The organism is Nocardia pseudovaccinii NBRC 100343, from assembly GCF_001613225.1.
Taxonomy (GTDB): domain Bacteria; phylum Actinomycetota; class Actinomycetes; order Mycobacteriales; family Mycobacteriaceae; genus Nocardia; species Nocardia pseudovaccinii.
Genome location: NZ_BDBY01000362.1, coordinates 1 through 12655, shown reverse-complemented (window position 1 = coordinate 12655; position 12655 = coordinate 1). Strand labels below are relative to the sequence as shown.

The following is a 12655-nucleotide window of genomic DNA, read 5'->3' as shown; positions in this document are numbered from 1 at the left end:
CACCCGGCGCGCTGAATCCCTATGCCGCCGGGCGCTTTTCGGATCCAGCGGCACAGGTCAGGGCGATCAGTGCGGGCAGCGGGAACAGCAGCAGGAACAGGTTGGGCACCCACCAGAGCGCGCTGAAATCCGCACGCAACGTCCAGAACGCGATGGCTTGCAGTCCGGCCACGCTGGTCAAGGTCAGCGAGACCGTCATCAGCGTGCGCCAACCGGGTGCGCGACACAGGCTGGCCAGCCCGGTGCCGCTGGCGGCCAGATCGAGCAGCACGAACGAGTTGTTCCAATCGCTGAGTATCGGATCGGTGTAGTCCTTATAGGCCCATTCGGGCGGGATGACGTGCGCGAACGCGATCGTCCAGTAGAGCAGGAAGCCGACGTCGGTGATCAGCATTGCGATTTTCGTCGGCCCGAGAACCCGATTCACCACAGCACCCGATTCCCTATCAGTGCCAAGCGTATTCTGCACAAAGTCGGTGGGCGATCAGGTCGAAGGTCTTGCGGGCGAGGATCGCGCCTTCGCGACGGATGCCGTCCTCCGGGACGTCGAGTACTCGATCGAGGCGGACCCAGCTCGGCCTGCCCTCGTGATCCCAACTGCCACTGCCGATTCCGACCCAGTCGCGGTCGTGCGCGCGCTCCGGATTCGACGACAGCATCAGCCCGAGCAGGGTCCGTCGGTCGCGTCCGACGACGAGCACCGGACGGTCCTTGCCGTTATTCGGATCCTCCTCATAGGGCACCCAGGTCCACACGATCTCGCCCGGATCGGCCCTGCCGTCCAGCTGCGGGCAGTAGACGATCTGCCTGGCCCGCTCGCCGGTCGGTACCGGGGTCGAGGCGGTCGGCCGGATCGCGACAGCGGGTGCCTTACGTGTCGCCAGCGACCCGACCGCGCGCTCGAGCAGTGATGAGCGCTGGAGCTTGTCCACCAGCTTCGGTCCCTGCTGCTTGACGATCTTGGGACCCTGCTCCTTCGCGATGAGGCCTAGCTGCTTGCCGATCGTGTTCCAAGTTCGGGCCATCCTTGGATGGTAACGGCGCGATCTCGCGTTCTCATCAGCACTGCTTACCGCCCGGTAGGGCGAGTTCGCGCATCATGCGCCGGTCCGCTGCGTTGTCCGTGTCGAAAACGGTTGCAGCACCGAATATCTGCTGGCGGAGACGGTATCGAGGTTGCGATCGGCGCCGATCCGCGCGACCGAGTCCAGCATGCGCCGCACCCGGTCCTGGAACTCGGCCGCGTCGCGCGCGCCGTACCAGACCAGCGGGTCGGTGAGCGCTGCGGCCGGAAACTGTTCCTCGACAATGGCATCGATGGCGGGCGCGTCCGGGGTGATCGCCCGGACCACCACGTTCTGCGTGTAGCCGAACGTCGACTGCGTCTCGATGGCCACGGCGGTGTGCCGTCCCTGCCAGTCACTCAGCCATTGCGCCCGCGTGAGTTCGGCGGGCTTGCGCAGGAAGGCGAGGTTGCCGAACCCCTCGGTGCGGGTCGGGACCGAATCGTCGAGCCGCAGCGGCACCGACTCGGTCACCAGGTAGCCGTGTGCCGCGGTCGCGAATTCGGCGAGGATATCCGCCGCGGCCGTGGCCGCGGGACCGTAGCTCTGCTCGACCCAGACCGTGACCGCCGCGGCGATCGGCGGGTCGAGCGTCACCATTCGCATCAGCGCGGCCTGGACTGCCGCATCACGGACATAGACGGTGACACCCGCAACCCCGAGGTCGACCAGTCGCGCGGCCACGGTGGTGCGCAACGATTCGCACCACGACTCGGTCGCCTCGGCATCGGATCGGCGCAGGACGAAAACCAACTTCTCCACCCGCCGAAAATACGGCGAATTCTCCGTTAGAGTCGGGCAATTCGTCGTGGAAGAAGGATCGAGCTGTGCAGCCGCAGGTTTTTCCGGGAACCTACACCGACGGGCACGGTACCGAGCCCATCATGTGGCGGGTCGGGCCATCTCGGCACTGGGGTGCGAACCGGTTCGATATCCGGACGGTTATCCGTGGCGTTCCGGTGGCGGGCCCGGACTTCGACGCGCTCGGCCCCTATGACAAGGGCGCCGCGCTTCGGGTCGGGCTGCCCGTCGACCAGTGGGATGTCCTCTCGGGCTGCGCATTCTCCGGCGAGCTGCCCTGCTCGGTGCAACTGCGCGACCAGCGCCGACCCGGTGTGATGCACTTCCGGCTGACACTGCCGCCCGGCGGGGCGGGGGAGTCACTCGAACTCGCCATCGAGATCGACGGGAAGACCTACCAGGGCACCGACCGATACTTCGAGGACGCGCTGTTCCGGCTCGGGCAACAGTTCCCGGACGACATCCGCCTGCTCTCCTGCATTACCTGCCTGTTCTCCGACTACTCGCCGTACGGCCACGGCCTCACCGGCATGTGGTGTCATCGCGATGCCAAGGACCAGTACCTCGCGGTACGGACCAGGGACGATTATTTCGAGGTGCCGGTGACCGAGCAGGTACCCGAGACCTACCTGTGCGCCGACTACACGCTCCGCATCCCCGGCACCGGCTACCGCGGCTGAAAAGTGGTACAGAACGCGGAACGGTGAACCGCTGACAGTGCCGCTACCTCGCGCATGGGACGATGGATGGCAGTTTGCCGATACCCATGAGGAGTGGAGTGCCCGCCAGCTTCGCCGACACGACGTTCACCGATCCCGCCCGGATCCGGAACTTCTGCATCATCGCGCACATCGACCACGGCAAGTCGACGCTGGCCGACCGCATGCTGCAGCTCACCGGTGTGGTCGAGGAGCGGGCGATGCGCGCCCAGTACCTGGACCGGATGGACATCGAGCGCGAGCGCGGCATCACCATCAAGGCCCAGAATGTGCGGCTGCCCTGGCAGGTCGACGGCACCGACTACGTGCTGCACCTGATCGATACGCCCGGCCACGTCGACTTCACCTACGAGGTGTCGCGCGCGCTCGAGGCGTGTGAGGGCGCGGTGCTGCTGGTCGACGCGGCGCAGGGCATCGAAGCGCAGACGCTGGCGAATCTGTACCTGGCGCTGGACAAGGATCTGACGATCATCCCGGTGCTGAACAAGATCGACCTGCCTGCCGCCGATCCGGACCGCTACGCCGCCGAGATCGCGCATATCGTCGGCTGCGAACCCGATGACGTGCTGCGGGTCTCCGGTAAGACCGGTGTCGGGGTCACGGAGCTGCTGAACGAGGTCATCAAGCAGGTGCCTGCGCCGGTCGGCGATCCGGACGCGCCCGCGCGCGCCATGATCTTCGACTCGGTCTACGACACCTATCGCGGCGTGGTCACCTACGTCCGCGTGGTGGACGGCAAGATCATTCCGCGCGAGAAGATCAAGATGATGTCCACCGGCGCGACACACGAGTTGCTCGAGGTCGGCATCGTCTCCCCGGAGCCCAAGCCCACCCAGGGCCTCGGCGTCGGCGAGGTCGGCTATCTGATCACCGGCGTGAAGGATGTGCGCCAGTCCAAGGTCGGCGATACCGTGACCTCCGCGCGCGGCGGTGCGAGCGAACCGCTCACCGGCTATCGCGAGCCGCGCCCGATGGTGTACTCCGGTCTCTACCCGGTCGACGGCTCGGACTATCCGGATTTGCGCGACGCGCTCGACAAGCTCCAGCTCAACGACGCCGCGCTGACCTATGAGCCGGAGACCTCGGTGGCGCTCGGCTTCGGATTCCGCTGCGGCTTCCTCGGCCTGCTGCATATGGAGATCACCCGCGAGCGCCTGCAGCGCGAATTCGATCTGGACCTGATCTCGACCGCGCCGAACGTGGTCTACAAGGTGGAGATGGAGGACGGCGCCGAGCACGTCGTCACCAATCCGTCGTACTGGCCCGAGGGCAAGGTTCGGCATGTGTACGAACCGGTGGTCAAGTGCACGATCATCTCGCCCAGTGAATTCATCGGCTCGATCATGGAGCTGTGCCAGGCGCGGCGCGGTGAACTCGGCGGCATGGACTATCTGTCCGAGACCCGAGTCGAGCTGCGCTACACCATGCCGATGGCCGAGATCATCTTCGACTTCTTCGATTCGCTGAAGTCGCGCACCCGCGGTTACGCCAGCCTCGACTACGAGGAGTCGGGTGTGCAGGAATCGGCGCTGGTCAAGGTGGATATTCTGCTGCAGGGCGAAGCGGTGGACGCGTTCAGCGCGATCGTGCACCGCGACGCCGCCCAGGCCTACGGCCACAAGATGACCACCAAACTGCGCGAACTCATTCCACGCCAGCAGTTCGAGGTGCCCATCCAGGCCGCCATCGGCTCGAAAATCATTGCCCGCGAGAACATTCGCGCCATCCGCAAGGACGTGCTCGCCAAGTGCTACGGCGGTGACATCAGCCGTAAGCGCAAACTGCTCGAGAAGCAGAAGGAGGGCAAGAAGCGCATGAAGACCATCGGCCGCGTGGACGTCCCCCAGGAAGCGTTCGTAGCCGCCCTGTCGTCTGATGCTGCCTCCGATAAACCGAAGGGGCAGAAGTAGGGGGCAGCCGCTCGGGGCGTCGATCGGAAAACTGGGAGATAATGCCTCACAGGGGATGACTATGAGGCAGGATTCATGTCGGGTCGGCAGAAACCGGGGAGGTGGGCGGTGACGGCAGTGCATGAGGATCCAATCCTCACGTCCGAGTTCGAGGCGATCGCCCGTGCGGTCGAGCGCGAGACCGAAGGTATGCGTGTCGAACTGATCGGCGGACGACTGGGGGTCAAACCTGTGCCCGATGCTGAGCGCAACCGGATCTTGCACTGGTTGCTTCTCGCGCTTATGCCGTTGAGTCCTCGTCTGTTTCTACATCTTGCAGGGCAGGGCTTGGAGGTGGGCACCTACCGCAAAGGGCGCGCACGCCCAGATGCCGTACTCGCACCAATCGACGCGTTCTTGGGACAAGGAGAGTGGGCGTCGGCTCATGCCGCGCTGATGGCCGTCGAGGTCACGTCGTGGGACTCGGATACCAACCAACGTGACCGCGTGGACAAGCCCACGGCCTTCGCTGAGACCGGAATCCCGATCTATCTACTCATCGACCGGGACACAGCCGAGGTTGTGGTGTACAGCAAGCCGGAAAACGGCCAATACCTGGACGTGCACCGGTATGCCATCGGGCTCGAGGTGACGCTACCGCTCCCGGTAGGTGTCACGCTGGACACAGCACCGCTGCGGGACTGGATCAGCTGAGCTCAGCCTGTACGTTTGGGGATGCGCACGACCAGACGGGTGCCACCGTCTGGTCGGGGAATGAGTTCGGCTGTGCCGGAGTGGAGTTCGGCTTGTTGGCGGACAAGAGCGAGGCCTAGGCCGGAGCCGGGGGAGCCGGGGCCTTTGATGAAGCGGTCGAAAGCGGTGGGGCGGATGGATTCGGGGATGCCGGTGCCGTCGTCGTCGATGATGATCTCGACAGCGGTCGCCGCGTTGCAGGCGTTGCGTCGGAAGGCATTCGGATCGGCCTGGCGCACGTCGCCGTTCGGGGTCGCAGCCTTCGGATCGGCGGGGTACACGCCAGCCGTGGCTGGATCGGCGGGTCCGCCGACAACGCTTGGAGCGGGATTGCCCGGATCGGCGGGGTTCGCGCCAGCCAGGCTTGGATCCACAAAACTCGCGGTGGCGATGCTCGGATCGCGGTGATGGGCGGCGATCGTGATGGTGCGTGCGTGACCGTGCTGTACGGCGTTGGCGACCGCGTTGGTGACGATGAGCATGAGGCCGCCCGGCAGGCCGGTCACCGTGGTCGCGGGACATTCGGTCAGGGCGATGCTGACCTCGGGGTGTCTGCGGCGGGCGTCTTGTACTGCGCGGTCGAGGGTTTCACAGAGTTCGAAGGGTTCGAAGGCGTCGGATTCGGTGAGTTCGCCGACGGCGAGTTGCTCCAGATCGGTCAGGGTGTTCTCGATCTGGCGCTCGGCCAGCAGGACGTCGGCGAGGACCGCGCGCTGCTGCTCGGCGGGTAAGTCCTTGGTGGCCAAGACTTCCAGGTCGGTGCGCATCGCGGTGAGTGGTGTGCGGAGTTCATGGGCGCAGACCGCGGCGAAGTCCCTGGCACTGGCGAGCGCGCGATTGGTGGCGCCGTGCGCCGCCTCTAGCCGGGTGAGCATGCGGGTGATGGCGTCGGAGAGTTCTTCCGCCTCACGGGCTCCGCGGCCGCTCAGCGGCGGGAGCTGTTCGAGGGTGTCGATGCCGTGCGTCGCGGTGGCCAGTCTGCGCAGTGGCCGCGCCGCATAACCGGCCAGGAACCAGCCGAGCACCGCGGCGAGCAGCACGCCCGCGATGCCGATCCCGACGCCGATCAGCTGGCTGCGGCGGATGGCCGAATCCACCAGTGCGCGATCGGGTTCGAGCCGCACTACTAAACCGGGCGCGCCTGCGACAGCGGTGCGGACATCCCCGGGGCCCACGATGACCCGCCCAGGTAGGGAGGGATCTAGGTAGGGGAGGGGGATGTCGAGGCCCAGTTGCGGGGTGGTGATTGCGGGGGCGGGTTGTGGGGTGGTGACTGCGGGGCCGGGTTGCGGGCCGGGGATCGCGGGATCCGATTGCGGGGTGGGGATTGCGGGGCCTGGTCTTGGGACAGGGATTGTGGGATCGGGTTGCCGGGTGGGGAGGGGCTTTGGTTCGGGGACGGGATTCAGTTGGGGGGCGGGCAAGGGCGGTGGATCGGGGAGCGTCCGAATCACTACGTGCGGTGGCGTATCCAGCGGCGGTGCGATGGCGACGCCCATGGTCGAGACCGTCTCGTCGAACTGACGGGAACCGGTGGCGTCGAGCAGTGCCGTGTATGCGATGCCGAGCGTGACCGCGACCAGCGCCGCGACCACGCCCGACACCAGCGCCACACGAGCGCGCAACGACAGGGACACTCTGCCTTTCGGAGACTTCACTGCCCGGCTCCACCGACTCGTCGGCGCTCGGGTCGTTGTGCTGGAACCGATGCCGATGCCGATGCCGATGCCGATGCCGATGCCGATGCCGATGCTCGCTCGCGATTCCTCTGCTCGCTCACGATTCCTCCGTAGCGCTCATGCTTCCTCCCGCAGTACGAATCCCACCCCGCGCACGGTGTGGATCACCCGAGATGCACCGTGCGCCTCCAACTTCCGCCGCAGGTAGGAGACGAACACATCCACCACATTGGTGTCGGTGGTGAAGTCGTAACCCCAGACCGCGGAAAGGATCTGCTCGCGACTGAGCACGATTCCGATGTTCTCGGCGAGCAGTGCGAGCACCTCGAATTCCCGTTTGGTCAGTTCCACCTGGTGTCCGCTCGCGAACACCCGATGTCCGGCCCGATCGATGCGCACCTGTCCGACCTGACGTTGGTCATCGCCGGACGGCCGGATCAGCGCGGGCCGACGGCGCAGCAACGCATGCAGGCGGGCGACGAGTTCGCCGAGGTCGAAGGGTTTGGTCAGGTAGTCATCGGCGCCGCGCTCCAGGGCCGCGATGCGATCGCTGACCGCGGTTCGGGCGCTCAGCACGCAGATAGGAATGTCGTTGCCCATCGCGCGCAATGCCGTAACCACGCCCGCCCCATCGAGATTCGGCATATTCACATCGAGCACCATGGCGTCCGGTTCGGCGCTGTGGACCATCGACAGCGCCTCGGCGCCGTCTCCCGCGGTGACCACTTCGAAGTCCGAGAGTTCGAGCCCGCGCCGCAGCGACGCGAGAACTCGAACCTCGTCGTCCACGACCAAGATGCGTTGTCCGGTCATGGGGCCACCATAGAGCCGGACCTCGGTCAGCTGCCGCTGCTGCCGGTCGGCGCCGGACGTGCGGGTTGGACATGCAAGACGCCGGGCCCAACAGGTCCGCCGGGTCGGCCAGGCGCCACGATGACCGGTCCGGACGGATCGATATCCGGGCAGCCCGGCAATGCGAAGTCCGGCGGTAGCGGTGCGGCCGGAGCGCCGGGCATCCGACCCGGCCGCTCCATGATCACCACGTGGGGTTCGCCGGGGCCCTGCACCACGCACGTCACCGTCACGTCCCCATCGCCCGGCAGCGGTGGCTGGGCCGAGGCGACTCCCGCGACCAGCACGGCCGCGGTGGCGGCGAATGCGGTACCCGTGGCGATGGTGACAATGCGGGCTCGGCCGCGTCCGAGGGTTGCGATCATGGTGCGATCTCCTTCGTGTCGGTGCCGGATTCGTCCCGGCGAGACCGACGCTAGGGAGCCGAACTTCACCATCTCTTGGGCAATCATTAGAAACCTCTTGCGGCGCATCGAACTTCGGGCTGTACGCATGGCCGCCGACGAGTTAGTCTCGTCGACACGCTTTCGGGGCCGCCGCGTGGCGCGGGCTCGGAGCGCTCGAGCAGGTCCGATGGCAACACCGGCCCCCGATTCGGATGCCCGCAGAAACAGGGCTTCCGTTCTGGTTTCTGCAATGGCAAGGTTATGTTGCTCGTCACAGTCGTATGCTCTGCGGACCTGCAGAATGTGACAGTTGGGTTTTCCGGAATATCGTTAGGTGATCTTCACTCGGTCTGCCCGGCGTGGTGAGGATGCTGGAAACCTGAGAGTGGAGCTTGCATGACGAGTGACCTGCCCTTCGACAGCGATGCCACCGACGCTGACGACCGTGCGGGCGACACCGCCTATCGCGTTGCCACCGGCGTCGCGCGGGTAGCGAGGGCGGGCGCGTACGTGACCGGCGGCGCGCTGGTCGCCGCCAATGGCGGTACCGCACCCGTACATCCCGGCGGGCAACGGCTCGACAGCTGGACTTCGGCCTACACCCGCGACCCCGATGCGGACGCGCCGAGCCCCGTGGTCACCTTCCCGGATCCGGACCCGAATTCGACACCGCCCGCGCCGCTGCATTCGTCGACGCCGACCCCGCGCGATGTGAGCGTCAACGCGCCGTTCACCATTCCGAATGTGCCCAATTCGGGCGTGTACATCGGGCCTGTGCCGCAGCAGCATTCACCGCAGCCGTGGCAGAACACCGGGTACGGCAGCTATCAGCCCGGCCTCGCGCTCGGAACCGAGAGTGAACGGTCCGGCCTCGATCTGCACAGCGACTCACCGCAGTCCGGCCTCGATCTCGGTACCGGACACGTGCCCGGCCTCGGTAACGTGCCCGGACTCGACCTCGGTCAGGGCGGCCACGGCTTCAACCTCCCCAGCCCGAACCTCCCCAGCCCGAACGGCTTCCTCGCTCCGGGTTCGAATCCCTTTACCCTGCCCCGTGTTCCGACGTCGGGGACGGCCATCAGCGAGTCGGTGAGCAGCGATGCCGAAAGCGCCGACGACGGCGATGCGGTCGCGAGCAACGTTCCGTTCTACGGCGGCAACATGTTTCACAGCGGCGCGACCGGGGGCAGTGGTGAGCTGTTCCATGGCAACGACGTGTTCCACGGTGGCGACGCATTCCACGGCGCCGACATGTACCACGGTGTCGGCAGCCCTGATGCGTTCGGCGTATTCATCAATGCCGAAGCCGGTTTCAGCGTGCACACCGAACTCCAAGTGGACTTCAGTGCCGGTCCGAACGGGGTGTACCTCGCCACGCAGTCCAAGATCGAGGTCGAGGGCGCGCTGAAGGTCGAGGTCGGCGCGGGCCGGGTCGGCGACAATATCGACAGGTACTCCGATTGGCTCGGCCAAACCCCCGGCACCACCGGACGTACCGGCCTCGATAATGCAGGCACGAACGGCACGGTCAACCCGGTCGGCACTCAGCCCGTGGGTGGATCCGTCCCGCAGTACTCGGCCGTGCAGCCCGTCGCGGTGCAGCCCGTGCAGCCGTTCGCGGCGCCGCTGCCCGCTCCGGTCGCGGCCGTCGCGCCCGCAGCGGTGGCCCCCGCGGTCGTCGCGCCCGCTGCGGTCGCAGCGCCGGTTGCGGCCACCCCGCTGCAGACCACGATTCAGCCGGATGTGGCGAGCACCCCGGTCGCCAATGTCCTGGTCGCTCCGGCGGGTCCGTCGCCGCTGACCGCGCCCGCCGCCACGGTGCCCGCGCTGTTCGAGCCGAGGCCCGTTCCGGCGAAGCATCCGGTCGTGGTCGACGATTCGCCTTCGACCACGACGCCGCTGACGAACATTCCGACCACCGTCACCAAGACGGTGCCGATCCCCGCCGACAACACCACCGGGCATCCGACCAAGACTCCCGATACGGGCAGTACCAAGCCCGGCCACCCCACTGTTCCGGACACGGATGCCACCGGGACGACGAAGATCCCGACCGCGACCCACGCGCCGACCACACAGGCTCCCACCACGCACACGCCGACCCACACGGCGACGCCGACGATTCCGGACGACGACGATGTGACGATCCCGAGCACCGGCAATAGTGGCGGAACCAGCACCGGTCACAACGGCGGCACCATTCCGAGCACCGTCAACGGCGGCAACTCGATCCCGAATACCCACACCACCCAGCCGGATATCGACGACCCGACCGTGGACGTCCCGACCGTCTCAGTGCCGACGATGACCCACTCCGCGCCGACGGTCGCGCCAACCCCTGATATCGATATCCCGACCGCGAATTCCCCGGCGCCGATCCCGACTCAGCAGCCGCACGTGCCCGCGCCGACGATGCCCGCACCGGTCACCCCGATGAAGCCGCCTGCACACCCGATCGCCGCCGACCTCGGCGACCCGGCCGATTTCGCGCACCCGGTATACGAGCCCGATCACACGGCACTGACCCTCATGGCCGCCGGGCTGTCCACCCCGTTGCTGCCCGATCCGGGTGTGGACGACGGCCACCACGTCGTGGCGGGCCTGGATATCAACCTGTTCTAGGAGCCGCACGGGGGTCGCGCGCATCCGTCGCGCCGACGCATGTCATCGTCGAACGCGATATTCGTACGACAGTTAGGAGGAGCGGTTGTCTGCCGCAGCTGGGCTGGAGGCCGCCACGGTGAAACATCCGGCGGCGATGGCGCCAGTGATCGGAATTCTCGATCAACTGCAGGAGATGACCCGCTCCGCGGGCCGACAAGACCTGGGTGGCCGACTGAGTATGGTCCGGGCCAGGGTCGGTGACACACGGCTGCGCCTCGTGGTCGTCGGCGCCGCGAAGAACGGTATGAGCACCCTGGTCAACGGCCTGATCGGGGCGCGGGTGAGCGCCACCGAGAGTGCGCTGAGCGTGCCGGTGATCGCGGAGTTCGGACCGGAGCCGACCGCCGTGCTGGTGAAATCGCTGGGTGCGGGCCGGATCGAACGCCAGCCCGTCGATCCGCTCGACCCGGGGCCCGCGCTGGCCGCCGACGGGGTGATCCGCGCCGAATTCACCGAGCCGAGCCCGCTGCTCGCCGAGGGCCTCGTCCTGATGGACGCACCGGGCGGCAACGGCGACGATCACACCACCTGGTCGATGATCGCCGCCGCGGATGCCGTGCTCTACGTCGGTGACGCCGGATCCGAGTTCAGCACGGAACAGATCGGCTACCTCGAGCGCATCCAGCAGCTCTGTCCGACGGTCATCTGCGCGTTGAACAAGATCGATCTGCACCCGCACTGGCAGCACACCCAGCAGCGCAATCGCGAGCGATTGGACGCGGCCGGTCTCGGTTTCGCGGTGGCGCCGGTTTCCGCGCTGCTGCACCTGCAGGCGGGCAATTACCAGCGTGATATCGAATCCGGTGTGCCCCAACTGGTCGACCACCTGCGCGACTATGTGCTGGCGAGGGCCGACAGCCTGGTGCTGGAAGCCGCGGCCAACGACATCCGCCTAGTCACCGACCACCTGGCTGTGACCCTGCGGACCGAGGCCGAGGCGCTGCGCGATCCGCGCCGCCGGGTGGAGATCACCGAACAACTCGTCGCCGCCCGCGACCAGGCCGACCAGCTGCGGCAGCGCTCGGCCAATTGGCAGGTCACCCTCGGTGACGGCAGTACCGAGCTGATGGCCGATATCGAACACGACCTGCGGCATCGGCTGCGCAGTCTGGTACGCGATGCCGAGGCCGAGATCCTCAACACCGATCCAGCCCGCCGCTGGCAGGATTTCGGCGCGGATCTGGATGCGCGCATCTGCGAGGCCGTCGAAGAGAATTTCGTGGTAGCGCACTACCGGGCGGTGGAACTGTCCGAACAGGTGGCCGCCAAATTCCCCGCCGATCACCGCACCCCGCCGCTACCGGACCTACGCCTGGAAAATCCCGGTGAAGTGCTCGACCTTGTCGCGCCGCTGGATCCGCTGACCAGCGGGAAGGCCGGTGTGCTCGGCCAATTCCTGACCGTCATGCGCGGGTCCTACGGTGGTCTGCTCATGGTCGGTGTGCTCACCAGCCTGCTGAAAATGCCACTGGTGAACTGGTATTCGGCCGCCGCCGCGCTGCTGCTGGGCGCCAATGCGCTGTGGGACGACCGCAAGGCGCGCAAGCAGCGCCGTCAGGCCGAGGCCAAGGTTTCGGTGGCCAGACTGATGGACGACGTGATCTTCCAGGTCGGTAAGGAATCGCGAAATCGGTTGCGCGCCATGCAGCGCACACTGCGTGACCACTTCACCGATATCGCCACCGATGTACTCCGCGCCGCCGACGAACGCCTGCGCGTCGCGGAGGTGGCTTACGGCAAATACGGCGATCATCGCGAGGAACGCATCGCCGACCTGGACGTGCAACTCGGCCGGTTGCGCGGGTTGCGCGCCGAGGCAGATGGGATCAGCGCGGCCGCGTAAGCAAG

11 protein-coding genes are annotated in these 12655 nt (G+C 66.8%); 5 read left to right on the top strand and 6 right to left on the bottom strand.

Annotation, left to right across the window (positions count from 1 at the left end):
• Positions 1 to 19: 19 nt before the first annotated feature.
• The 3 genes from NP3_RS39400 to NP3_RS39390 all read right to left on the bottom strand — a co-directional run bounded on the left by NP3_RS39400 (position 20) and on the right by NP3_RS39390 (position 1826).
• Positions 20 to 427 carry a DUF5360 family protein gene (locus tag NP3_RS39400; RefSeq protein ID WP_218025023.1) on the bottom strand — a complete coding sequence of 136 codons (408 nt, stop codon included), beginning with the start codon at positions 425 to 427 and terminating at the stop codon, positions 20 to 22.
• 19 nt (positions 428 to 446) lie between these two features.
• Positions 447 to 1025 (bottom strand): type II toxin-antitoxin system PemK/MazF family toxin, encoded by a 579-nt coding sequence (locus NP3_RS39395; protein ID WP_063046803.1) that lies wholly within the window; start codon positions 1023 to 1025, stop codon positions 447 to 449.
• A gap of 72 nt (positions 1026 to 1097) precedes the next feature.
• Complete coding sequence (locus NP3_RS39390) at positions 1098 to 1826, bottom strand: EthD domain-containing protein (RefSeq protein WP_063046802.1); 729 nt, start codon at positions 1824 to 1826, stop codon at positions 1098 to 1100.
• Positions 1827 to 1891: 65 nt separating this feature from the next.
• Between NP3_RS39390 and NP3_RS39385 the strand changes: the two genes are divergently transcribed.
• From NP3_RS39385 to NP3_RS39375, 3 genes are all read left to right on the top strand, one after another.
• Positions 1892 to 2545 (top strand): DUF6304 family protein, encoded by a 654-nt coding sequence (locus NP3_RS39385; RefSeq protein WP_063046801.1) that lies wholly within the window; start codon positions 1892 to 1894, stop codon positions 2543 to 2545.
• 62 nt (positions 2546 to 2607) lie between these two features.
• Positions 2608 to 4494: a translation elongation factor 4 gene (gene lepA / locus NP3_RS39380; protein WP_373864817.1), complete on the top strand. Its 1887-nt coding sequence runs from the start codon at positions 2608 to 2610 to the stop codon at positions 4492 to 4494.
• 108 nt (positions 4495 to 4602) lie between these two features.
• Positions 4603 to 5187: a Uma2 family endonuclease gene (locus NP3_RS39375; RefSeq protein WP_063046800.1), complete on the top strand. Its 585-nt coding sequence runs from the start codon at positions 4603 to 4605 to the stop codon at positions 5185 to 5187.
• Between the two features lie 2 nt (positions 5188 to 5189).
• Here NP3_RS39375 and NP3_RS47360 read toward each other — a convergent pair whose 3' ends face one another.
• The 3 genes from NP3_RS47360 to NP3_RS39360 form a co-directional block, all read right to left on the bottom strand.
• Entirely contained in the window at positions 5190 to 6884 is a 1695-nt protein-coding gene (locus NP3_RS47360; RefSeq protein ID WP_157124853.1) for a sensor histidine kinase, read from the bottom strand.
• A 138-nt stretch (positions 6885 to 7022) separates the two neighbouring features.
• Positions 7023 to 7718, bottom strand: coding sequence for a response regulator transcription factor (locus NP3_RS39365; protein ID WP_063046798.1), 696 nt, complete (start codon positions 7716 to 7718; stop codon positions 7023 to 7025).
• Positions 7719 to 7744: 26 nt separating this feature from the next.
• A complete protein-coding gene (locus tag NP3_RS39360) occupies positions 7745 to 8122 on the bottom strand; it encodes a hypothetical protein (RefSeq protein ID WP_157124852.1) in 378 nt (125 codons plus the stop codon).
• Positions 8123 to 8539: 417 nt separating this feature from the next.
• On the opposite strand from NP3_RS39360, the gene NP3_RS39355 reads away from it, so the two are divergent.
• Complete coding sequence (locus NP3_RS39355) at positions 8540 to 10765, top strand: hypothetical protein (RefSeq protein WP_063046796.1); 2226 nt, start codon at positions 8540 to 8542, stop codon at positions 10763 to 10765.
• A gap of 85 nt (positions 10766 to 10850) precedes the next feature.
• Positions 10851 to 12650, top strand: a complete 1800-nt coding sequence (locus tag NP3_RS39350) for a P-loop NTPase family protein (RefSeq protein ID WP_063046795.1) — start codon at positions 10851 to 10853, stop codon at positions 12648 to 12650.
• Positions 12651 to 12655: the final 5 nt, after the last annotated feature.